The sequence below is a fragment of the Pseudomonas chlororaphis subsp. chlororaphis genome (assembly GCF_003945765.1).
GTDB lineage: Bacteria > Pseudomonadota > Gammaproteobacteria > Pseudomonadales > Pseudomonadaceae > Aquipseudomonas > Aquipseudomonas chlororaphis.
In genome coordinates this window covers 2279595-2300417 of sequence record NZ_CP027712.1, presented here as the reverse complement: position 1 = coordinate 2300417, position 20823 = coordinate 2279595, and the positions used below count along the sequence as shown (strand labels likewise).

Genomic DNA, 20823 nt, shown 5'->3' with positions numbered 1-20823 from the left:
AATCAGAAGGCCTGCCGTGCCCTGTTGATTACTTCTTCTTTTTCGGGGCGATGACCATGATCAGCTGGCGTCCTTCCATCTTAGGATGCTGTTCGACCGAACCGTACTCTTGCAGGTCAGCTTCAACCCGCTTGAGGAGTTCCATCCCCAGCTCCTGGTGGGCCATCTCACGGCCGCGGAATCGCAAGGATACCTTGGCCCTGTCCCCGTCACTCAGGAAACGTACCAGGTTGCGCAGTTTTACCTGGTAATCCCCTTCCTCCGTCCCTGGACGAAACTTGATTTCTTTTACCTGAATCTGCTTCTGGTTCTTCTTCGCCGCAGCAATCTGCTTCTTCTTCTCGAAGATCGACTTGCCGTAGTCCATCACACGGCAAACCGGTGGGACTGCGTCGGCGGAGATTTCCACCAGATCAAGCTTGGCTTCTTCAGCAATACGAAGCGCTTCATCAATCGAGACGATGCCAATCTGCTCGCCGTCAGCGCCAATTAACCGAACCTCGCGTGCCGAGATATTCTCGTTGATCGGGGCTTTCGGTGCAGCTCGTTTATCTTGTCTCATTTCACGCTTAATAATAATTACTCCGAATCTGGGCGACCACGCCGGGAAACCGCTTGTGCAAGGAACTCCGAGAATTGGGCGACGGGCATCGAGCCCAGGTCAGCACCTTCACGGGTACGCACAGCGACAGTCTGCGTCTCGACTTCCCGATCTCCAATAACCAAGAGATAGGGAACCTTGAGCAAAGTATGCTCGCGGATTTTAAAGCCGATCTTTTCATTTCTCAAGTCGGACTTGGCACGAAATCCGCTTTGATTGAGGGTTTTTTCCACTTCGAGGGCAAAATCTGCCTGTTTATCAGTGATATTCATCACCACGGCCTGGGTCGGAGCCAGCCACGCAGGGAATGCCCCTTCGTAATGCTCGATCAGAATCCCGACGAAACGCTCGAAAGAACCGAGGATCGCCCGGTGCAACATCACCGGATGTTTACGGCTGTTATCTTCGGAAACGTACTCGGCACCCAGACGGATCGGCAGGTTGAAATCGAGCTGCAAGGTACCACACTGCCAGACACGACCCAGGCAGTCTTTCAGCGAGAACTCGATTTTCGGACCATAGAACGCCCCTTCGCCCGGTTGCAGGTCATACGGTAGCCCGGCGCTATCAAGCGCGGCAGCCAAGGCATTTTCAGCGCGATCCCACAGCTCGTCGGAACCCACACGCTTTTCAGGGCGAGTGGAAAGCTTCATTTCGATGTCCTTGAAGCCAAAGTCGGCATAGACATCCATGGTCAGCTTGATGAATGCCGCGGATTCAGCCTGCATCTGCTCTTCGGTGCAGAAGATATGCGCATCGTCCTGGGTGAAGGCACGCACACGCATGATGCCGTGCAATGCACCGGACGGCTCGTTACGGTGGCAGGCACCGAACTCGGCCAGACGCATCGGCAGCTCGCGGTAGCTCTTCAGGCCCTGATTGAATACCTGCACGTGGCACGGGCAGTTCATCGGCTTGATGGCGTAGTCGCGGCTTTCCGACTCGGTGGTGAACATGTTTTCGGCGTAGTTGGCCCAGTGCCCGGATTTCTCCCACAGGCTGCGATCGACCACCTGCGGAGTCTTGATCTCCAAGTAGCCATTGTCGCGCTGCACCTTGCGCATGTACTGCTCGAGCACCTGGTACAGGGTCCAGCCATTCGGATGCCAGAACACCATGCCCGGCGCTTCTTCCTGGGTATGGAACAGGCCCAAACGCTTGCCGATCTTGCGATGGTCGCGCTTCTCGGCTTCTTCGATACGCTGGATATAAGCCGCCAGCTGCTTCTTGTCCGCCCAGGCAGTGCCATAGACGCGCTGCAGTTGCTCGTTCTTGGCATCGCCGCGCCAGTAGGCGCCGGACAGCTTGGTCAGTTTGAAGGACTTGAGGAAGCGAGTATTCGGCACATGCGGACCACGGCACATGTCGACATATTCTTCGTGGAAGTACAGGCCCATGGCCTGTTCGTTCGGCATGTCCTCGACCAGGCGCAACTTGTAGTCTTCGCCGCGAGCCTTGAACACTTCGATCACTTCGGCGCGCGGAGTGACCTTCTTGATGACGTCGTAATCTTTCTCGATCAGCTGCTGCATGCGCTGTTCGATGGCCGCCAGGTCGTCCGGGGTGAAAGGACGCTCGTAGGCGATATCGTAATAGAAGCCTTCATCGATCACCGGACCGATAACCATCTTCGCTGTCGGATACAGCTGCTTGACCGCGTGGCCAACCAGATGAGCGCAAGAGTGGCGAATGATCTCCAGCCCCTCTTCATCCTTTGGCGTGATGATTTGCAGGGTCGCGTCGCTGTCGATCAGATCGCAGGCGTCGACCAATTTGCCATTGACCTTGCCGGCCACGGTGGCCTTGGCCAGACCTGCACCAATGGATGCGGCGACCTCGGCTACGGAAACCGGATGATCGAATGAACGTTGACTGCCGTCGGGAAGAGTAATAGTGGGCATGGCGCCTCCTCTCCTAGTGGTGACCCCTACCAAAGGTCACGTGGGTTGGGATGAGCCAGTACGCGGTTCGATCCAGGCCGTTCGTGACGAACGCCTGCCTCACAGTGGCAGGAGCCTTGCGGCCAACCGGTAAAACGAACCAGAGTGACTGGAGTTCAAATCAGAAAAATAGAGGCATAGACCGCGGTGGGATTGAAACTCGCCCAGAGCCTGAAAACACCCAAGCCGGGCATGCTAGCACAGATGAACGGTCATCGCGCCGTACTTCCCACCGGGACCAGCGTATCCGCGCTTTCTTTCGAGAAAGTGAACTTGGTGTGTACGCAAGGTCTCAAATACACCGAGAATCGCCATTCTTGTACCAATCCCAGGAGAGCTCGACTCATGCGCCTCACCCAACTATTCGCCCTTGCCGCCCCTTTCGCCCTGCTGCTGCCACTGAGCGCGCAAGCCGCCTGGCCAGCCGGGGTACGCGCCGAATACATGAAGGATTGCACGGCTGCCGCCAGCCAAAGCGTTGATGTGAAAAGTGCGGAAAAGCACTGCGCCTGTGGTGCGGACAAGCTCAATGAGAAATTCACTACCGACGAAATCAAACAGCTCATGAGCAAGCAGACTCAACCGGATCCGGCGCTGAGAACCAAGGCCCTGGACGCTATTGCCGCTTGCCGGGTGGTGAAATAAGCCTTTAAAGCGCGAGAGAGGGCCTTGAATCAGGTTCGATGCGATCTGAAAACCGGCCTTTTTTCACAATTTACGCAGCTTTTACGGCTTTTTTTATCACCGAATATTTTCAGCGAAAGCCCCTTAAACCGGGGCCTTCAGCCGATCGGAGCAACAAAACGGACTCAAGCACCTGGGAATCGGCACGTCCGGGGGGCTCCCAAGTCGAACATTTCGACTATGATAGCCCGGTGTGCCCAGTTGGCCTGAGCAGCACAGTACTACTGAAAATATATGTTTCTTGGAGATACACCATGTCTAATCGCCAAACCGGCACCGTAAAATGGTTCAACGATGAAAAAGGCTTCGGCTTCATCACTCCTCAAGGTGGCGGTGACGACCTGTTCGTACACTTCAAAGCTATTGAAAGCGACGGTTTCAAAAGCCTGAAAGAAGGCCAGACCGTTTCCTTCGTGGCTGAGAAAGGCCAAAAGGGTATGCAAGCTGCACAAGTTCGTCCTGAGTAATTTCTCAGCGAGCTAAAAAAACCCCGTCCATGTGACGGGGTTTTTTATGCAAGGTGCAAAAGCGCTGACGCGATCAGCCGCAGTTGACCCGGGTGACCACCAGATTGGTATCGGTGTTTAGGTTCAGCCGATCGGAACGGTATTCCAGGGTGATCATGTCATTCGGCTTGAGAATACGGGCGTTCTGCGCACCTGCGCGAGTACGCGCCTGTTCCAGCAGCTCAGGCGAAGCTTTTTTGCCGATGGCGAATTCGGCCGCCTTAGCCTCACAGCGGCTATGGCCGCTCTCGGTCGCTACCGGATCCTTATCCGGCGAAGAAGTGCTGCACCCCGTCAAAACGACTGCAGCCAACAAGGTACCGAATGACGCGAGCTTCCAAGGCATGAAGCCTCCTTTTCAAAAATAAGCAGAGATAGTGCGACAACCGCTCTGACTATTGGTTTCACAAACGGACTGGCCAATGGCCTCTTGGCCAGGCAGCGGGCAAGTCTGCATCAGGTACGGCCACGTTTTCATGCAGCAATCGTGACCGGATATGAACAGCCTCAGTAAATATCGATGTAATCGAACGGTGGCTTCGGCCAGTTCTGTTTCAACGCGTTAAAAATCTGCGTCACCCAGACCTCATCACTGGCCGCTACCCGCCCGACATAACCGGAACCGGCGGCCCAGGTCTCCAGCCTGAACAGCAGGCCGTCGATGTCCGCGCCACCGACCACGCCCGACGAGATATAGGCAATGCCCGCCTTGGTCACTCGCAACTGGGTATGCACATCGTCACTGGCCGACGCCAGCAACTGGCGCACCGCCTCGAAGGTCAAGGCATCAGGGTTGTTCAAATCGATCTGCACACTGGCACCCCTTGAAAACAGACAATGACCAAGTGTCGCACAGCCCTCCCCTCATGCCTAAGTCGGAGTGCGAAAAGCCCGCCAAGGTGTTTAACTCTACAAGACCGGAAGCCCTCGACAAGCGCCTGTCCGGCCCTATCCTTTCCGAGTTCGCGAGACTTCCATGGCCACCGTGACGATCGACGCCGACATCAAAGCCAAATGGCCCGAAGGCCACTGCTCCTACAGCCCCGGCAGCCCCGAAGAGCTGGCGATCATCGGCATCGACTTGCTGATCAGGGAGCTGGGCACCGAAGCGGCCCAGACATTCATCGAGCAGATATTCGAGAAGTATCCCGGCGAACACTCAGGCTCGCCGGATACAGGGAAGGCGTAGCGCCCGACAGGCCGGCACCTGCCGGGAATATCACTTACTTCAGGCGAGCCAGGCGCTCGGTCAGCAGATCGAAGAAACCCTGGGCATCGCCATTCTCCACCCAGAACACGTTCTTCTCCTGCTTCAGGCCGTCGTACCAATCGACGATGGTCTGGCCGAAGGTTGGGCCCTCACGGCTGTCGATCACCATGTTGGCCTGGCGCCCGCTGAACAGCTCGGGCTTGAGCAGGTAGGCAACGACGGTCGCGTCATGCACCGGGCCACCCGGAATGCCGTAGTGCTCCATGTCACCCTTGACGTATTCGTTGAGGATATCGCCCACCACCTTGCTGGCATTGTTGTTCAAGGCCGCGATCTTCTGCAGGCGCGCATCGCTGGTCAGTACCTTGTGGGTGACGTCCAGCGGCAGGTAAGTCAGCTTCACGCCGCTCTTGAGCACCACCTCGGCAGCCTGCGGATCGGCGAACAGGTTGAACTCGGCCACCGGGGTGATGTTGCCGCCATTGAAATGCGCCCCGCCCATGACCACCACTTCCTTGATGCCTTGAGTGATATCCGGTGCCTGGATCAGCGCCAGTGCCAGGTTGGTCTGCGGCCCCAGCATGGCAATGGTGATGCTGTGGGGCTTGGCGGCGCGCAGGGTGTCGATCAGGTAATTGATCGCACTGCCCTCAGCCAGGCCCTTTTTCGGCTCATGCACCGTGACCCCGGAAATGCCTTCCTTGCCGTGAATGTTCTCGGCATAGATCGGCGTGCGCAGCAGCGGCTTAGGCGCGCCAGCGTACACCGGCACCTCTTCGCGCCCCGCCCACTCACGGGCCAGGCGCGCATTACGCGAGGTCTTGTCCAGGCGCACGTTGCCGGCCACCGTGGTCAGCGCGCGGATCTGCAGTTCTTCCGGCGACGCCAGGGCGAACAGCAACGCAACCACATCATCGGCACCCGGATCGGTATCGATGATCAGATCGATTTTTTCTGCCGCATGGGCGCTGGTAGCAGTGAACAGGGACACGAGCAGAACACTCCGGATCAGGTGTTTCAATAGCTGAGCATAGCGGTGCATGGTGCACTCCTTTGCGTGGTTGAACAGAGAGGGGCAACGCTCAGAACGTCACCCCGGCAATCAAAGCGATGTTGCAATAAGGCTGACACTCCCCCGTGCGAACGATGGCCCGCGCCTGGCGGCTGAGCGCCTTGAACTCATCGTGGCTCAACAGCTTGCGCGCGCCCAGCGCCCCCTCGGCGCTCAACGCCTCGAGCGCTTGCAGGGTCGGGGATTGTCGATCCAGGATCTCCCGCGCCAGCACATGGCCTTCCACCTGCATCTCGCAAAGCACCACCTGCAAGGTGCTGAGGAAATCCGGAATACCCTGGGTCAAGGCCAGGTCGATCAATTCGACGCCCGGCGGTACAGGCAGGCCGGCATCGCCGATGACCACGATATCGCCGTGCCCCAGGGAGGCAATCAGTCGCGACAGGGCGACATTGAGCAAGGGTGTTTTTTTCATGCGGGAGAGAACGCCTGTACGTCGGACAACGTGGGAATGGAAGGTTGCGCACCTGGGCGGGTCACCGACAGCGCTGCCGCGACCTGACCGAAACGAATCGCCTCAGCCTCGTTCTTGCCGGCGGCCAAGGCGGCGGCAAAACCACCGACGAAGGTATCGCCGGCGGCCGTGGTATCGACCGCCTTGACCTTGGGCGCCGGGAAATGCTCGAAGCTCGTGCCATTGGCGAACAGCGAGCCTTGGGCGCCGAGCGTGATGATGACCTTGCCGGCCCCGGCGGCGATCAAGCGGGCGGCCGCGGCTTCGGCGCTCGCCAGGGAATCCACCGGCAAGCCGCTGAGGGCCGCGGCCTCGCTTTCGTTGGGAATCAGATAGTCGATGGACGCGTACCAGTCCGCCGGCAACGGGCCACTGGCCGGTGCAGGGTTGAGGATCACGGTCTTGCCCAGTTCACGGCCGCGCTTGAGGCTATGCCCCACAGTGGGCAGCGGTACTTCGAGCTGGCAGATGATTACATCGGCCGCCTGCAGCACCTTGTCGAAGCCGCTGACCACTTCTGGCGTGAGCCGACCATTGCCACCGGCCACGATCACGATCGCGTTCTGACTGCTGTCGTCCACCACGATCAAGGCGACGCCACTGGAGCCAGAGACAGCGGTGACGGCCTGGCAATCGATCCGTTCGGCGAGCAACGCCGAGCGCAATTGCTCGCCGTAGGCATCATCACCGACGCAGCCGATCATCGACACCTGGGCACCCAGGCGGGCCGCCGCCACCGCCTGGTTCGCCCCCTTGCCACCGGAAACCGTGGCGAACGACTGGCCGATCAGGGTTTCACCGGCACGCGGCAGCCGCTCGGCCCGGGTGACCAGGTCCATATTGAGACTGCCTACTACCACTACTTTTGCTGGCATACATCGATACTCACAATTCGATTCAACGGTACTCGGCGAATGCGCCGGCCACAGGCGCCGTCGACTCGCGCAGGACAATGCTTGGGGTGACGATACGCTGGTCGGTCGGCAATCCAGGGGTGGCAATGCGGCGCAGCAACAGCTCCGCCGCCTGCTCGCCCAGTTGCAGGATCGACTGGCCAACTGTAGTCAGCGCCGGATACACATAACGACTCATCTGGATATCGTCGAAGCCGATCACCGACAGTTCGCTCGGCACCCGGATATTGCGCTCCGCCGCCGCGCGCAGCACACCGATGCCCATCATGTCGTTACCGGCGAAGATCGCGCTGGGCCGGTTGCGCTCCAACAACTGGGCCGCCGCGTGATAACCGCCGGTACTGGTGAAGTCGCTCTGCAGGATGCGCTGCGCAGGCACCTCCACGCCGGCTTCGCGCAACGCCCGCTGGAACCCCGCCAGACGTAGCTGCGCCACGCTGGTGTAGTCCGGGCCGCCGATGCAGGCGATATCGCGATGGCCCAACTCGAGCAGATGACGGGTCGCCAGGTACGCGCCGTATTCGTGATCGATCCGCACCAGGTCCGCATCCACCCCTTCCAGCCCGCGGTCGACGATCACCATCGGCGTGCGCACGGCGGCCAGGCCCTTGGCCAGCCCGCCGTCGCCACCGGCCGAGGTCACGATCAGGCCGTCGATGCGTTTTTCCAGCAGCACTCGCAGGTAGCTGCGCTGTTTTTCCGGGTCGTCGTCGGAGTTACAGAGAATCACGCAGTAGCCGTTGCGCTCGCAATAATCCTCGATCCCTCGGGCCAACTCGGCGAAATACGGATTGAGGCTGTTGGGCACCAACAGGCCGATGGTCGCCGTGGTCTTGGCCTTCAGCGAACGCGCCACGGCGCTGGGCACGTAGTCGAGCTGCTGGATCGCCGCCTCGACCTTGATCCGCACTTCCTCGCTGACCGGACGCGTCTTGTTCAGCACATGGGAAACCGTGGTGTAGGAAATCCCTGCGAGCGCCGCCACATCTTTGATCGTTGCCATGACTCAGCTCCGCCGGCTTGCGCGCTGGCTGCGATAAGTATCCAGTACCACCGCAATCACGATGACCGCGCCGGTGATGATGCGTTTGGTCGGCTCGGTCGCGCCGATCTGCGCCAGCCCCGCGGCCAGCACCGAGATAATCAATACCCCAAAAAAGGTGCTGATCACCGACCCGCGTCCGCCCATCAGGCTGGTACCGCCGATTACCACCGCCGCGATCACTTGCAGCTCCAGACCGGAGCCGGCATTCGGGTCCGCGGCCTCCAGGCGGGAAATCTGGAACAGCGCGGCGATGCCCGCCAGCAGCCCCATCAGGCTGAACACCAGGATCTTGTAGGGTTTGGGGTTGATGCCCGCCAGCCGCACCGCTTCCTCGTTGGTGCCGATGCCGATCAGGTAACGGCCGAACACCGTGCGCGTCAGCACCGCCTGGGCGATGAAGATGATCAGCAAGGCAATGATGAACGATGGCGAGATACCGAAGGCGATCGGGTTCGACAACCAGGCGAAGGCATCACCGATATAGGCGGTGCGCGAGCCGGTCATCTGGTAAGCCACGCCGCGGGCCATTTCCAGCACACCGAGGGAGACGATGAACGAAGGAATACGCCAGGCGACAGTGATCGAACCGGTGATGGTTCCGGCCAATGCCGCGCAACCCATGCCCAGCAATGCCGCCGGAACCACGCTCCAGCCCCAGCCGAGAATCGCCACGCTGACAGTGGAGGCCGCCAGGGCCAGCACCGAGCCGACGGACAAATCGATGCCGCCGATGATCAGGACAAAGGTCATGCCCACCGCCAGCACCATCAGGTCCGGGATCTGGTTGGCCAGGGTGCTGAAGGTGTCGTAGGAAAGAAAGTGGCTGCTCAGTGTCGAGAACAGCGCAATCATTGCCAGCAAGGCACCGGCCAGCCCCAGGTAGGTGCCGAGGCCGTAATAGTTGCCGCCACGTTTGCCGGCCGAAGATGCAGTTTTCATGGGAGGTCCCTAGGCGCCGCTTCGTTGAGCAACGCATCACGTTTTTGATAGCCGGCGAAAGCGGCGGCAAGCAGTTCATCCTGGGTCCAGCTATCGCGCTCGAAGGTATCGATCAGGCGCCCGGCGGACAGCACACCAATGCGATCACAGATCAACATCAGCTCCCGCAGGTCGCTGGAGACCACCACCAGCGCCTTGCCCTGGCGGGTCAGTTCGCCAAGCAGGCCATAGATATCGAACTTGGCGCCGACATCGATGCCCCGGGTCGGCTCGTCGAACAGCAGCACCGCGCAATCGCGCTCCAGCCAGCGGCCGATGACTACCTTCTGCTGATTGCCCCCGGACAGTTCGGATACCAGCTGCGCTGGCCCCGAACTGCGAATGCGCATGGCATCGATCTGCCGCTGCGCCAATGCCGATTCGTCACGACCATTGACCAGGCCGCCACTGGAGATCTCCGGCATGTTGCCCAGGGCGATATTGGCGCTGATGGATTGCGTCAGCAGCAGGCCTTCACCCTTGCGGTCCTCGGTGATCAGGGCAATGCCGTGGGCCACTGCATCGACCGGCGAACGGATATTCGCCACCTGCGCCGGATAACCCAGGGCCACCGTGCCGCTGTCAGCCTTGTCGGCGCCGAAGATCAGTCGCAACAGTTCGGTGCGCCCTGCCCCGATCAACCCAGAAATACCGAATATCTCGCCGCTGCGCACCTCGAAAGACACGTCCAGAACCTTGTCGGAACGACTCAGGCCGCTGACCGTCAGAGCCGGCGCGCCAATCTTGCGCGGGCCGAGATCGATGTGTTCGCCCAGCTCGCGCCCTACCATCAGGTTGACCAGTTGCTCGCTGTTGTAATTGGCCATCGGCTCGACACAGACCAGGCAACCGTCGCGCAGCACCGCAATGCGCTGCGCGACCCGGGCCAGCTCTTCCAAGCGATGGGAGATATAGATGATGGCCACGCCACGGGCCTGTAGACGAGTGATCTGCTCGAAGAGCAACTCGACTTCGCGAGCCGTGAGCATCGCGGTCGGCTCGTCGAGGATCAGCACATGGCAGTCGCCGATCAGGTTGCGCGCGATCTCCACCATCTGTTGGTGGCCAATCCCCAGTTCGCCGACCAGGGTATCGGGGTCGATCGCCTCCAGGCCGACCTGGGCCATGGCTTCGATAGCCGCCTTGCGCAACTGTTTGCGGCTGATCCAGCCACCGCGGCTGGGCAGGTTATCGAGGAACAGGTTCTCGGCCACCGACAGCGTCGGCAACAGGTTGAGTTCCTGCATGACCATACGGATGCCCAGCTCTTCGGCCTGGGTGCGACTGCCAGGACGGTAAGCCTGGCCGTTGAAGCGCATCTCTCCGGTGGTCGGGGTCACCAGGCCACCAATGATTTTCGACAGGGTGCTTTTGCCCGCGCCGTTTTCCCCGGTCAGCGCCAGCACCTCCCCGCGCATCAGCGTCAGGTCGATGCCGGTCAATACCGGTTGCGCATAGGTCTTGCCGATACCGCTGACCGAAAGGACAGCGTTCACAGCGGAAACTGACATAAGAAACTCTCCATGCGCCCGCCTGTTCAGGCGGGCGCCGTTGCGCCGCCAGAAAGATTACTGGGTGACCAGCTCAACCGGAGTTTCGATCACGCCATTGGCGCCACCGTCCACCTTCTCGCCCTTGAGGATCTTCAGCGCCGTCTCGATACCGAAGACCGCCTGCTTGGCGGCGAACTGGTCGGCGGTCGCCAGCACGCGACCGTCCTTGAGCATCGGCTTGATGGCATTGATGTTGTCGTAGCCGACCACCTTGACCTTGCCGGCCTTGCCCGCCGCGCGCACCGCCGAGACGGCACCGACGGCCATGCTGTCGTTGCCGGCCAGCAGCGCCTTGAGGTTCGGGTATTCGCTGAGCATGGCGGCGGCGACGCGGTTGCCGGCATCGATTTCCCAGTCGCCGGATTGCAGCGAGACCACCTTGATCTGCGCGGCCTCCATCGCATCCTTGAAGCCTGCGGTGCGCTGCTGGGCGTTGGTGGTGGTCGACACGCCTTCGATGATGCCGACTTCGTCCCCGGCCTTCAGGTCCTTGGCCAGGTACTCGCCCACCAGGCGCGCGCCCTTGCGGTTGTCGGGGCCGACAAAAGGCACGCTGATGTTTTTGCTTTTGAGTACGGCCGGATCCAGCTGGTTGTCGATGTTGATCACGGTGATACCGGCGTCCACCGCCTTCTTGATCACTGGCACCATGGCCTTGGAGTCCGCCGGGGCGATCACCAGCGCGTTGACCTTGGAAACGATCATCTGCTCGACGATACGGATCTGGTTGGCGGTGTCGGTTTCATCCTTGATGCCGTTGGAAACCAGGTCGAAATCGGCGGCATGGTCTTTTTGATAAGCCTTGGCGCCGTCTTCCATGGTGAGGAAAAATTCGTTGGCCAGGGATTTCATGACCAGGGCGACCTTGGGTTTTTCTGGGGTCTCGGCGAATGCCGAAGAGAGGGGAAGCGTAGCGGATGCGGCAGCCAGAACAGCGACAGCGAGAAGACGTCCAGCGAATGGCAGCTTCATGGGTTCACTCCGATCTTATGATTATTGTGAGCAACGCTTGCGCCGGAGTACGCTCGACGACCTTCAGACCCCGATTAACGCGGCTTGAAGCGAACCTGAGAGGTGTATGACTTTTATCGCCCAGGGCCTGCGCAAACGTTTGCGTAAAACCAACTATGCGAACCCTGCTGCTATTTGTCAACGGGGGAGCCAAGCCCATGAGCCGCCCGGAACGCCAGGACAGGCGCCCCGTACGACATCACACAATCATGCGGTGGTACTGACCAGTGTGCCTGACGAAGCGTCCTTGCTCAGTTCCTTGACCAGCTTCCCCGCCACTTCCTGCAGCGCGCCGTTGGTATCGACGATCTGGCCTTGAATCGCCATCACCACGGTCGCCTTGGCTTCAGGGGTCGGATAACTCGCCGCCTGGGCAGCGGCCAACTGCTGCTGTTGCTCCTGCAATTGGGCCTGCAGTTCTTTCATGCGCTTGAGCAGCATTTTCACCACCAGGCTTTGATTGTCCCCTTCGGAGTCTTGAGTCTCGGCCTTCTCGGCCTCGGAACCGGACGCCACTCGCAGCTTGCCCTCTTCATCGATCCCCAGGACTTGCGCAGCGCTATCGGCGGCGCCCTGGCTCAGAGCCTCGATAGTGGCCGGTGATTTACCGTTGATGGTGATGGCCCCGGCAGCGGGAAAACCGACAGAAATAGACATGTGAGCTCCATAAAGAAACGATCCTTGAAGGGCATCGGCTGCAAGGACCATCTCTTTAATTCAGCTTTTTCCTCATGAAAATCAGAACTGTCGGACAACCGAACGCAAATCTTCCGAGCATTCGGAAAACCGGACAACGAAACGGCCATCGAATCCGATAACTAAAAATAAGTTGATATAAATCATTAAGTTAAAAGAGTTTTGCGACCACAGTCCGGCTGGTACAGATCCTGCTGTTCCCTTTCGCCCGCGGCATTCAGATCTGTCTCGGGTGTATCTAGATGAACCTGCACCAGCACCGTCTCACTACTAGAGAGAAAATAATGAAATCTGCTTTCAACACCCTTGTTCCGGGCGCTTTGGCCCTCCTCTTGCTCCTTCCGACTGCATTGCAGGCCAAGGAAGTCGAAACCAAACAGAAGCTGGCCAACGTGGTCGTGCTCGCTACCGGCGGCACCATTGCCGGCGCTGGCGCCAGTGCCGCCAACAGCGCCACCTACCAGGCCGCAAAAGTCGGCATCGAGCAGCTGATCGCCGGGATCCCCGAGCTGAGCCAGGTCGCCAATGTGCGCGGCGAACAGGTCATGCAGATCGCCTCTGAAAGCATCACCAACGAAAACCTGCTGCAACTGGGCCGCCGCGTCGCCGAACTGGCCGACAGCAAGGACGTCGACGGCATCGTCATCACCCACGGCACCGACACCCTGGAAGAAACCGCGTACTTCCTGAACCTGGTGGAAAAGACCGACAAGCCCATCGTAGTGGTCGGCTCCATGCGTCCAGGCACCGCCATGTCCGCCGACGGCATGCTCAACCTGTACAACGCCGTCGCCGTCGCCGGCAGCAAGGAAGCCCATGGCAAGGGCGTGCTGGTCACCATGAACGACGAGATCCAGTCGGGTCGCGACGTCAGCAAAATGATCAATATCAAAACCGAAGCCTTCAAGAGCCCATGGGGCCCGCTGGGCATGGTGGTGGAAGGCAAATCCTACTGGTTCCGCCTGCCGGCCAAGCGTCACACCCTGGATTCGGAATTCGACATCAAGACCATCAAGAGCCTGCCTGACGTCGAAATCGCCTATGGCTACGGCAACGTCAGCGACACCGCCTACAAGGCCCTGGCCCAGTCCGGCGCCAAAGCCATCATCCATGCCGGTACCGGCAATGGCTCGGTGTCTTCCCGCGTAGTGCCGGCCCTGCAGGAGCTGCGCAAGAATGGCGTACAGATCATTCGTTCGTCCCACGTCAATGCCGGCGGCTTCGTACTGCGTAACGCGGAACAGCCTGACGACAAATACGACTGGGTCGTGGCCAACGACCTGAACCCGCAGAAAGCCCGCATCCTGGCCATGGTCGCTCTGACCAAGACCCAGGACAGCAAGGAACTGCAGCGGATGTTCTGGGAATACTGATTGGCCCGCCCGACCTGCTCTGGTCGGGCACCGCTCTACCCCGCACTCGCCCGCCCTGGGCGAGTGCTCCGCCCCGGTTGGCCTGCCCTCTTCTTTATCCCGCAGATAAAAAACTCAATCGTTTTGCAGCAATCCGCGGATATTGCTGTCAGAAGAACCTCTTGAATTTTAAGCGGTTGCGAAATTTCCTACAGTAAAATACTGTACGCGCATACAGCTTAATAAGGAATGTTCCGTGCCCGCCGCAGCACCACCAAGCTCTTATGAACGCCTCGGTTTGCGCGTTCAGCAAATCATCAATTCGCCCAACGCACAAAAAGCCAAGGCCGCCCTGATCTTCCGTCAGCCCGACGAAGCGGTCGACGAGTGGGAGCGCCTGCTCGAAGAAATCGCCGAAAACGACAACGTCACCCTCGCCTATCGCGATGACGGCGGTGTGCAGATTTTCTGGGTTGTGCCGAAGGAAGACTGAGTCGATGATTGCCCGCTGTTTTGCTGTACTGCTGCTTTGCGTTGCCCTGAATGCCCAGGCCGATGCGCCCCGTACCTTCAACGAAGCGAAGAAAATCGCCTGGAAGCTGTACGCCCCGCAATCCACCGAGTTCTACTGTGGCTGCAAGTACAGCGGCAATCGGGTCAACCTCGCCGCCTGCGGCTATGTCCCCCGCAAGAACGCCAATCGCGCCGCGCGCATCGAATGGGAGCACATCGTTCCCGCCTGGCAGATCGGCCATCAGCGTCAATGCTGGCAGCAAGGCGGACGCAAGAACTGCACGCGCCACGACCCTATTTATCAACGCGCCGAAGCCGACCTGCACAACCTGGTACCGAGCATCGGCGAGGTCAATGGCGACCGTAACAACTTCAGCTTCGGCTGGCTGCCGGCGCGGTCCGGCCAGTACGGTTCGTGCCTGACTCAGGTCGACTTCAAGGCCAAGAAGGTCATGCCACGCCCATCCATTCGCGGCATGATCGCCCGGACCTACTTCTATATGAGCAAGCAGTACAACCTGCGCCTGTCGAAACAGGATCGTCAGTTGTACGAAGCCTGGAACAAGACCTATCCGGTACAACCCTGGGAGCGCCAGCGCAATCAGAGCGTGGCTTGTGTGATGGGGCGTGGCAACGAGTTCGTCGGCCCGGTCAACCTGAAGGCCTGCGGCTGATATCCGTCCGGGTTGCCGATAAACGTCCGGGGCATGGACAGCCCCCCTCAAGGATGATTGAGCGCCGGCAAGACTGGCCTTGACCCGGCACCCAAAAGAACGGCTTATTGCGCGACGCGGTGCTCGATCACCTGCGGCTCGATATTGCGCTTCTTGGCCTTGGTCAGCTTCTCGACCAGCTCGGCTTTCTTGGCTTCGGCTTCGGCCTGGGAATCGAACGGGCCGATCAGCACCCGATCCTTGCCATCTTCGACGACGACATAGGAAATGATCCCGTGTTCGATCAGCCAGCCGGCCAGATCGCTCGTCGCCTGAGGCAGGGTGCCGGCGACCAGCACATCCCATTGCGGCGTCGTGGCGGCCTGCGGCGGCTGTGCCTGGACAACCGGCGCCACCTTCTTGTCCACCTCGGCATGCTTGCCTTCACCGCATCCCGCCAATGCCAGGACCGCCATCATCATCGCTACTGTGCGCACAACCTACCCCTTGAAAGTCTGAGGCGGCGATTTTAGCACCCCAATCCCCTGCACAAACGCCACAAAATCAGCGCAAAACAAGGAGAATGATATTTATCGCCTCTGTATAGTTGCACCTCGGGAATTAATACAGCGTCTGCGCGTCAGAAAGAGGCACCCACACAGTGGTACTTCGCAGTAATCTATACGCACTACTACCGACATCTGCACTGTCTGAATCAGGTGCCCTACTAAGCAATCAAGGAGAAGATCATGCTGATACTCACCCGCAAGGTCGGTGAAAGCATAAATATCGGTGACGACATCACGATCACCATTCTGGGCGTTAGCGGCCAGCAAGTCCGGATCGGCATCAATGCCCCGAAAGACGTCGCAGTCCATCGCGAAGAAATCTACCAACGGATCCAAGCCGGCCTCACCGCCCCGGACAAACGCGAAACACCTTGAGCGCCATGAGCGGCCAGCCCTTTGTCTCGTCACAATGGCTGGCGCAGCGTCATCGTTGATTGATTCCCCGCAGCATCCTCCCCCTCTTCATATGGCAGCGGCGCAGTTCAGGCCGCCAGCGCCAGCCCTGGCAAAAGTGCACTACCCAAGCCCTTCACTGATAGCGCTCCATCCCGGCAATCTGTCGATACGACTCGGCCGGGAGAAAGCCCTTCCTCGTTTTTGTATAAATACTCAGTAGCGTGGCAATGAGCAGGAGGAGTAATTTCAAGACCTACCGCCTCCGCGAACCCGCCGAGGCTCCCCCCCTTGCCATCGGCAGATGCTTTACGAACAAGGAGCGGTCATATGCAAGAGTTCGCTTACCTTCTGATCACCAACGACCTGAATGCGATGCGGACCATTGCCGCCTGCTCGACGGAGGGGCTCTACGAAGTCAAACGCGGAATATTCACCTTCCGCTCCGAGGCCAACGTCGACTACCTGCACCGCGTGCTGGCTATCGTCAGCGACGAGTTCGGCATCATTCCCGTGCAGCAGGCCGAGTTCAAAACCAACCGGGCCACCATCAGCAAGGCTTTCAGCCAACTCTGCTAGAGCGCGCGGTGCTCAATGACGCGCAACAGCCCGCAGCGAGCCCGAGCACACGCGACTCCTCACCTCATGACTGGCCGAACATAACCCCACGTGCCATGCCACTGGCCGCCACTACTATCAGCACAATCAGCAGCGCCTGCAGGTGGCTGATGCGCGCAAACAGCGTGGCGCGACCGGTATCGATCGACGCCCCGCGCCCCAGGGCGATTCGCCATTTGATCAGCGCAACCATTGGCCATATTTCGAGCAACAGGATGATGACGAACAAGGTCATCTTGATGTGAAACAGCGGCTGGTGCAGGTAGTAGTCCGTACCTTTTTCGTAGCCAGCGAAGGCGCGCAGCAAGCCGGTGATCAACAACACCGCGGCGGCCAGCCCCCAGCCATTGTCGGCCAGCAGAGCCCGGCGCACATCCGCCCCTTCGGTGACCACGCGGCGCAACGCTGTACCGCGATTGAGCACCGCCGCAAAGGCGACAGCAAAGGCCAACAGGTGTACGGCCGCGAGAAACCAGTGCATGAGCATCGCTCCACTCTCCATTGACGGATGACAAAAAACGGCCTGTGAGTATTAGCCCATAACCCGCAGCTTTGCCTTGCCCGATACCCAATAAAAAAGGCGCCCGTCATCAGGGCGCCTCTGCACTGCTCCTAGCCGCGCTCACGCACGACGCTGAACCGCCACCTTGGCCCAAAGGGTGAAGGCGACATCCGGAGTCCAGCCGGCATTCGAGGTGTGCTCTTGAAAGCACAGATACAGATTGCCCTGATAAGTCACACCATCATCTTTGCGATAGTGATGATTCAACTGCCATTCCGGGTATTGCGGGTCAGGCACCCCGCCAGCGGTCTTGATGTTCAGGCTGGTACTGGGCAGCGACTGATTGCCCTGGGCGTCCGTAGCGCTGACAAAGTAGCTGTACAGCGTATCGGTTTTCAGCCCCTCGTCCTTCAAGGTCAGCGAGGCCGTCTGGGCCACCGGCTTGCCATCGCGAAACAGGGTGTAGAACTCGATCGGGCGAACACCGTGGGCAGCACTCCAGCTCAAGGTCACGCTGTTCTCTGTCTGCGCGGGGGAAAACAGGTTGCCCGGCGCCGAAGGTCGCTCCTCGCCGCTGCCGCCATGGATCAGCGGCGCATAACGATCACGGAACTCCCAGTTGTAACGGACGCCGTACTTGTTGAGGCCGTCATCCCAATTGACCGACCAGGTCATCAGGCCCTTGATCGACAATCCGACATGATCCAGACGCTTGAAGGCATTGCTCACCGCCGCAGGGTCGATGACATACCCGGTCGCTGCCGCGTCGACGTTGGCCGGCAGACCGATCACGAACTTGTCGGCAGGGATGGCGATATAGCCACGCGTACCGGTGACCAGGCTCTCGGTCAGATAAAACAGAAAGTCTTCCTTCAGCGCGTCATTGTTCTGGGCAATCCAGGCACCCTGCCCGCCGTTGGCTTCCTGGACCCACAGACCGTCGCCGCCCTGGTTGTAGTATTGCGGCGCGATGAAATCGTAGTAGCCATCCAGCGCCTGGATATAACCGACGTATTTGCCGCCGGTGGCGAGGTAGGGAAACTCCGGCGCCATGCTGATGATGAAATGCTTGCCCTCGCCTGCGTAGTGATCCTTCACCAGCTTGAGCGCCGCCGGCAGCACGATCTTGTTGTCGGCAAAATCGATGGCGCTTTGCTCGAGGTCGATGTCCAGCCCGTCGAAACCATAGGTTTCCACCAGACGGATGATTTCGTGGGCCAGCGCTTGCTCGTTGCCCTTGTGCAACTCGATATGAGCGTCCGCACCGCCAAGGGAAATCAACACCGCCCGCCCCTGGCTGTTGAGCACGCCAACCTGGCGCCGGAACTCCTCGTCCGACAGGTTGTAGGGTTTGAAGGTGGGAATGCCGTTGCCCTTCATGAAGGCTACCGCCACCACGTTGTATTCCTTGGGTACATCGACCAGGTCGAGGTTGGCGAACTGCCCCTGCTGGTAGCCGTCACTGGGGCCAGCCGGCCAGTTGTGCCAGAAGCCCATGAGAATCTTCTTGCCTGCGATCGACGGCATCAACGATGCCGAATCATTCGCCTGAGTCTTTACCGCTGCAAAGTCGATCTTGTTCACGTTCTAATCCTTCAGAACCATTTAAAGAGAATGACAACTTCTGCTGTTATTCGAAGTCGACTATTTGAAGTCGACGTCGAACGCCTGATAGAACGCATTGCCGGTGTCGGCGACAATCCACGCCAGCACAATCACGTGATGGCCTTTCTTGTTCTTGGGCAGTGTCACCTGATGTTCGACCTTGGCCTTCATTTCATCGCCGTGCTGGTCATACGGAACTTGTGTGTAGAAGTCCTTGAAGAAAGCCTGCGGCTCCAGTTGCGCACGACTGATACGCTGTTTCGGGTCCCAGCCATCTTTGGTGATGAACCAGCTGTAACCGCGGGTCACATGAGGAGCGGTGTACTCCCACTTGACCTGGAACACCTGCCCCGGATCGACGTTGAGCAACGGCCAGGAGAACGAACGCCCAAGCTTCTTCGACATTTCTTCATTGGTGAAGTTGAGGCAGTCACGCTCGTCGGTCTTGCCGCCGCTGAGGATATACCCATCAGCCGGTGGCACAACGCTGGCGACGTCGCTCTCGTATGGTTTCTGAAAAGGTCCGCCCACCAGGGCCGGGAAATTTTTACCGCCTTCCATCTCATTGACCTGCCAGGTGCCGAGCAGCCCCAGCTCGACGGCGACAGCACCACGGCTGGAGGGGGATACGACACGCCCGTGTTTCGGTTGAACTAATGGCTTATTCATTATCTTTCACTCCTTTGATTAAATGAATCTCCTTCTTGAGGAGAACTTTTAAACTAGTCCAAATCAGTGTTTTGTCTACTGATCCCCGCATACAAAATGCCGAGCAAATTGTTGCACCTCAACAAAGCCGGGACATCAACAAATAATTACAGCACAAACCTACAGAGAGAAAGGCAAATAACTTACACAAGCCAATAAATGAATATTCAACTAGCCTCTTGTTAATCAACCCTTCAGGAAAAACAATGGAGATCTTCAATAAACCATAAACCCGGCAAGAGCCGGGTTCATGATCCGTTTACTGGATAGCGTTCAAAAAGGAATTACAGGCAAGTCGCCAATGCGGCCAGTCTACGCTTGGCGACCCAGTTGTCCTGGACCGCGTAATAATTGACGGTGGTACCCGAAGCCTGCCCCCGAATATCGGCAAAGGACTCCGCCGAACGGGTATAGACCGTGTATCCACCCACCTTGGCAGATTCCAGATAGGCCGACGCATCCACACCGAACACAGCTTCGTCCTGCCAGGCAAACTGCACACACTGCGCCACGATTTGCTCCGCCTTGGCCGACGAGAGCACCTTGTAGGGGCTCTTCGAACGCGCCTCATTCATCGCCGAGCCGGCACACCCCGCCAGCAACGCCACGACCATTACCGCCATCAACACCCGCATCACGCTACCTCGCCGTAAAAACGCGACTGTATCACTCACATGACAAGCCATTGGCACTCGGCTGCGAGAAAACCACTCGCAGACCATTTCGCTCACTGGCCGGAAAAACAAAAACCCGCGCAAGGCGGGCTTCTTCATGAATCGATAACACCTCGGTTAAAGGCGGCGTAAAAACGAGCTCACAATACTCTTGGTGGCAGCCGTTGCATCCAGCTCACGGGCAGCCCCATAGGCATGCCAAGCAATGGCCGCAATTTCATTCAAGGGCCGGGCCTCCTCGGCATTGGCCACGGCAACCTCGAATACGTGATGCCGTACATTGCCGGCGTCGAACTCCAGGATGTAAAGAGGCTCACTGGCATCCAGCCCTGTCTCTTCCCGCAACTCACGTATCGCGGCGGCAGCGGGAGACTCCCCAGGCTCGACCTTGCCGCCCGGTAAAGACCATTTTGCGCGATCCTTGCGGACAAAAAGAATTTGCCCTCCGTGCGCACAAATTACCGTCGCTCTACTCTTCATACCTGCACCCTACCCGACCACATCCTGCCCGTATTGCGCAGGGAACGTGCATACAGACCGAAAACTGACTTAAAAGTGTCACAAAAATGTCA

At 59.1% G+C, this 20823-nt stretch carries 26 protein-coding genes; 8 read left to right on the top strand and 18 right to left on the bottom strand.

Translation table 11 applies throughout. The features are described 5' to 3' along the window. Window positions 1-28: 28 nt before the first annotated feature. Together infC and thrS are read right to left on the bottom strand one after the other, a co-directional pair. On the bottom strand, window positions 29-580 hold the full coding sequence (infC, locus tag C4K27_RS10530) for a translation initiation factor IF-3 (RefSeq protein ID WP_169914426.1): 552 nt from the start codon (window positions 578-580) through the stop codon (window positions 29-31). Continuing rightward, the gene (gene thrS, locus C4K27_RS10525) at window positions 580-2502 is read right to left on the bottom strand and encodes a threonine--tRNA ligase (RefSeq protein ID WP_053260360.1); all 1923 of its coding nucleotides are present in this window, start codon (window positions 2500-2502) and stop codon (window positions 580-582) included. The genes infC and thrS overlap by 1 nt, the downstream gene beginning before the upstream one ends. A 384-nt stretch (window positions 2503-2886) precedes the next feature. On the opposite strand from thrS, the gene C4K27_RS10520 reads away from it, so the two are divergent. Together C4K27_RS10520 and C4K27_RS10515 are read left to right on the top strand one after the other, a co-directional pair. Beyond that, a complete protein-coding gene (locus tag C4K27_RS10520; RefSeq protein WP_009043058.1) occupies window positions 2887-3186 on the top strand; it encodes a hypothetical protein in 300 nt (99 codons plus the stop codon). 293 nt (window positions 3187-3479) lie between these two features. Then, entirely contained in the window at window positions 3480-3692 is a 213-nt protein-coding gene (locus C4K27_RS10515; protein ID WP_003179963.1) for a cold-shock protein, read from the top strand. Between the two features lie 73 nt (window positions 3693-3765). On the opposite strand, the gene C4K27_RS10510 is transcribed toward C4K27_RS10515, so the two are convergent. Together C4K27_RS10510 and C4K27_RS10505 are read right to left on the bottom strand one after the other, a co-directional pair. After that, window positions 3766-4077: an I78 family peptidase inhibitor gene (locus tag C4K27_RS10510; RefSeq protein WP_007920521.1), complete on the bottom strand. Its 312-nt coding sequence runs from the start codon at window positions 4075-4077 to the stop codon at window positions 3766-3768. A 161-nt stretch (window positions 4078-4238) separates the two neighbouring features. Then, window positions 4239-4544, bottom strand: coding sequence for a hypothetical protein (locus C4K27_RS10505; protein ID WP_007920522.1), 306 nt, complete (start codon window positions 4542-4544; stop codon window positions 4239-4241). A 163-nt stretch (window positions 4545-4707) separates the two neighbouring features. On the opposite strand from C4K27_RS10505, the gene C4K27_RS10500 reads away from it, so the two are divergent. After that, window positions 4708-4920: a hypothetical protein gene (locus tag C4K27_RS10500; protein WP_053260359.1), complete on the top strand. Its 213-nt coding sequence runs from the start codon at window positions 4708-4710 to the stop codon at window positions 4918-4920. Window positions 4921-4954: 34 nt separating this feature from the next. Here the strand turns inward: C4K27_RS10500 and C4K27_RS10495 are convergent, their stop codons facing one another. From C4K27_RS10495 to C4K27_RS10460, 8 genes are all read right to left on the bottom strand, one after another. Beyond that, complete coding sequence (locus tag C4K27_RS10495; protein WP_007920524.1) at window positions 4955-5983, bottom strand: nucleoside hydrolase; 1029 nt, start codon at window positions 5981-5983, stop codon at window positions 4955-4957. 40 nt (window positions 5984-6023) lie between these two features. After that, window positions 6024-6428: a D-ribose pyranase gene (gene rbsD / locus C4K27_RS10490; RefSeq protein WP_053260358.1), complete on the bottom strand. Its 405-nt coding sequence runs from the start codon at window positions 6426-6428 to the stop codon at window positions 6024-6026. Continuing rightward, window positions 6425-7342: a ribokinase gene (rbsK, locus tag C4K27_RS10485; protein WP_053260357.1), complete on the bottom strand. Its 918-nt coding sequence runs from the start codon at window positions 7340-7342 to the stop codon at window positions 6425-6427. Before rbsK ends, rbsD begins: the two co-directional genes overlap by 4 nt. 22 nt (window positions 7343-7364) lie before the next feature. Then, on the bottom strand, window positions 7365-8384 hold the full coding sequence (locus C4K27_RS10480) for a LacI family DNA-binding transcriptional regulator (protein ID WP_007920529.1): 1020 nt from the start codon (window positions 8382-8384) through the stop codon (window positions 7365-7367). Between the two features lie 3 nt (window positions 8385-8387). Then, window positions 8388-9365 (bottom strand): ABC transporter permease, encoded by a 978-nt coding sequence (locus tag C4K27_RS10475; RefSeq protein ID WP_053260356.1) that lies wholly within the window; start codon window positions 9363-9365, stop codon window positions 8388-8390. Further along, entirely contained in the window at window positions 9362-10915 is a 1554-nt protein-coding gene (locus C4K27_RS10470; RefSeq protein ID WP_053260355.1) for a sugar ABC transporter ATP-binding protein, read from the bottom strand. Before C4K27_RS10470 ends, C4K27_RS10475 begins: the two co-directional genes overlap by 4 nt. 57 nt (window positions 10916-10972) lie before the next feature. Beyond that, a complete protein-coding gene (locus C4K27_RS10465; protein WP_009043052.1) occupies window positions 10973-11929 on the bottom strand; it encodes a sugar ABC transporter substrate-binding protein in 957 nt (318 codons plus the stop codon). 246 nt (window positions 11930-12175) lie between these two features. Then, entirely contained in the window at window positions 12176-12625 is a 450-nt protein-coding gene (locus tag C4K27_RS10460; protein WP_053260354.1) for a hypothetical protein, read from the bottom strand. Window positions 12626-12948: 323 nt separating this feature from the next. Between C4K27_RS10460 and C4K27_RS10455 the strand changes: the two genes are divergently transcribed. The 3 genes from C4K27_RS10455 to C4K27_RS10445 all read left to right on the top strand — a co-directional run bounded on the left by C4K27_RS10455 (window position 12949) and on the right by C4K27_RS10445 (window position 15203). Then, window positions 12949-14037 carry an asparaginase gene (locus C4K27_RS10455; protein ID WP_007920539.1) on the top strand — a complete coding sequence of 363 codons (1089 nt, stop codon included), beginning with the start codon at window positions 12949-12951 and terminating at the stop codon, window positions 14035-14037. Between the two features lie 235 nt (window positions 14038-14272). After that, complete coding sequence (locus tag C4K27_RS10450; RefSeq protein ID WP_053260353.1) at window positions 14273-14509, top strand: DUF1654 domain-containing protein; 237 nt, start codon at window positions 14273-14275, stop codon at window positions 14507-14509. Between the two features lie 4 nt (window positions 14510-14513). After that, a complete protein-coding gene (locus C4K27_RS10445) occupies window positions 14514-15203 on the top strand; it encodes an endonuclease (RefSeq protein ID WP_053260352.1) in 690 nt (229 codons plus the stop codon). 104 nt (window positions 15204-15307) lie between these two features. Here the strand turns inward: C4K27_RS10445 and C4K27_RS10440 are convergent, their stop codons facing one another. Beyond that, a complete protein-coding gene (locus C4K27_RS10440) occupies window positions 15308-15664 on the bottom strand; it encodes a sporulation protein (RefSeq protein ID WP_053260351.1) in 357 nt (118 codons plus the stop codon). 267 nt (window positions 15665-15931) lie between these two features. Here C4K27_RS10440 and csrA point away from each other — a divergent pair, with 267 nt between their 5' ends. Both csrA and C4K27_RS10430 read left to right on the top strand, forming a co-directional pair. Next, the gene (gene csrA, locus C4K27_RS10435; RefSeq protein WP_007920550.1) at window positions 15932-16126 is read left to right on the top strand and encodes a carbon storage regulator CsrA; all 195 of its coding nucleotides are present in this window, start codon (window positions 15932-15934) and stop codon (window positions 16124-16126) included. A 348-nt stretch (window positions 16127-16474) separates the two neighbouring features. Beyond that, complete coding sequence (locus C4K27_RS10430; protein ID WP_007920551.1) at window positions 16475-16723, top strand: hypothetical protein; 249 nt, start codon at window positions 16475-16477, stop codon at window positions 16721-16723. A gap of 64 nt (window positions 16724-16787) precedes the next feature. On the opposite strand, the gene C4K27_RS10425 is transcribed toward C4K27_RS10430, so the two are convergent. From C4K27_RS10425 to C4K27_RS10405, 5 genes are all read right to left on the bottom strand, one after another. Beyond that, on the bottom strand, window positions 16788-17249 hold the full coding sequence (locus C4K27_RS10425; protein WP_053260350.1) for a DUF2214 family protein: 462 nt from the start codon (window positions 17247-17249) through the stop codon (window positions 16788-16790). Between the two features lie 135 nt (window positions 17250-17384). Next, window positions 17385-18848, bottom strand: coding sequence for a carbohydrate-binding protein (locus C4K27_RS10420; protein ID WP_053260349.1), 1464 nt, complete (start codon window positions 18846-18848; stop codon window positions 17385-17387). Between the two features lie 60 nt (window positions 18849-18908). After that, on the bottom strand, window positions 18909-19538 hold the full coding sequence (locus tag C4K27_RS10415) for a lytic polysaccharide monooxygenase auxiliary activity family 9 protein (RefSeq protein WP_053260348.1): 630 nt from the start codon (window positions 19536-19538) through the stop codon (window positions 18909-18911). A 323-nt stretch (window positions 19539-19861) separates the two neighbouring features. After that, window positions 19862-20212, bottom strand: a complete 351-nt coding sequence (locus C4K27_RS10410) for a hypothetical protein (RefSeq protein ID WP_007920558.1) — start codon at window positions 20210-20212, stop codon at window positions 19862-19864. A gap of 156 nt (window positions 20213-20368) precedes the next feature. Then, entirely contained in the window at window positions 20369-20731 is a 363-nt protein-coding gene (locus C4K27_RS10405; protein WP_053260347.1) for an NUDIX hydrolase, read from the bottom strand. Between the last annotated feature and the right edge of the window lie 92 nt (window positions 20732-20823).

Bases quoted from the DNA above. Each gene is read 5' to 3' on its own strand.
- thrS (WP_053260360.1), bottom strand. From the start codon at position 2,502: ATGCCCACTATTACTCTTCCCGACGGCAGTCAACGTTCATTCGATCAT.
- C4K27_RS10520 (WP_009043058.1), top strand. From the start codon at position 2,887: ATGCGCCTCACCCAACTATTCGCCCTTGCCGCCCCTTTCGCCCTGCTG.
- C4K27_RS10515 (WP_003179963.1), top strand. From the start codon at position 3,480: ATGTCTAATCGCCAAACCGGCACCGTAAAATGGTTCAACGATGAAAAA.
- C4K27_RS10510 (WP_007920521.1), bottom strand. From the start codon at position 4,077: ATGCCTTGGAAGCTCGCGTCATTCGGTACCTTGTTGGCTGCAGTCGTT.
- C4K27_RS10500 (WP_053260359.1), top strand. From the start codon at position 4,708: ATGGCCACCGTGACGATCGACGCCGACATCAAAGCCAAATGGCCCGAA.
- C4K27_RS10495 (WP_007920524.1), bottom strand. From the start codon at position 5,983: ATGCACCGCTATGCTCAGCTATTGAAACACCTGATCCGGAGTGTTCTG.
- rbsD (WP_053260358.1), bottom strand. From the start codon at position 6,428: ATGAAAAAAACACCCTTGCTCAATGTCGCCCTGTCGCGACTGATTGCC.
- rbsK (WP_053260357.1), bottom strand. From the start codon at position 7,342: ATGCCAGCAAAAGTAGTGGTAGTAGGCAGTCTCAATATGGACCTGGTC.
- C4K27_RS10480 (WP_007920529.1), bottom strand. From the start codon at position 8,384: ATGGCAACGATCAAAGATGTGGCGGCGCTCGCAGGGATTTCCTACACC.
- C4K27_RS10475 (WP_053260356.1), bottom strand. From the start codon at position 9,365: ATGAAAACTGCATCTTCGGCCGGCAAACGTGGCGGCAACTATTACGGC.
- C4K27_RS10470 (WP_053260355.1), bottom strand. From the start codon at position 10,915: ATGTCAGTTTCCGCTGTGAACGCTGTCCTTTCGGTCAGCGGTATCGGC.
- C4K27_RS10465 (WP_009043052.1), bottom strand. From the start codon at position 11,929: ATGAAGCTGCCATTCGCTGGACGTCTTCTCGCTGTCGCTGTTCTGGCT.
- C4K27_RS10460 (WP_053260354.1), bottom strand. From the start codon at position 12,625: ATGTCTATTTCTGTCGGTTTTCCCGCTGCCGGGGCCATCACCATCAAC.
- C4K27_RS10455 (WP_007920539.1), top strand. From the start codon at position 12,949: ATGAAATCTGCTTTCAACACCCTTGTTCCGGGCGCTTTGGCCCTCCTC.
- C4K27_RS10445 (WP_053260352.1), top strand. From the start codon at position 14,514: ATGATTGCCCGCTGTTTTGCTGTACTGCTGCTTTGCGTTGCCCTGAAT.
- C4K27_RS10440 (WP_053260351.1), bottom strand. From the start codon at position 15,664: ATGATGATGGCGGTCCTGGCATTGGCGGGATGCGGTGAAGGCAAGCAT.
- csrA (WP_007920550.1), top strand. From the start codon at position 15,932: ATGCTGATACTCACCCGCAAGGTCGGTGAAAGCATAAATATCGGTGAC.
- C4K27_RS10430 (WP_007920551.1), top strand. From the start codon at position 16,475: ATGCAAGAGTTCGCTTACCTTCTGATCACCAACGACCTGAATGCGATG.
- C4K27_RS10425 (WP_053260350.1), bottom strand. From the start codon at position 17,249: ATGCTCATGCACTGGTTTCTCGCGGCCGTACACCTGTTGGCCTTTGCT.
- C4K27_RS10415 (WP_053260348.1), bottom strand. From the start codon at position 19,538: ATGAATAAGCCATTAGTTCAACCGAAACACGGGCGTGTCGTATCCCCC.
- C4K27_RS10410 (WP_007920558.1), bottom strand. From the start codon at position 20,212: ATGCGGGTGTTGATGGCGGTAATGGTCGTGGCGTTGCTGGCGGGGTGT.
- C4K27_RS10405 (WP_053260347.1), bottom strand. From the start codon at position 20,731: ATGAAGAGTAGAGCGACGGTAATTTGTGCGCACGGAGGGCAAATTCTT.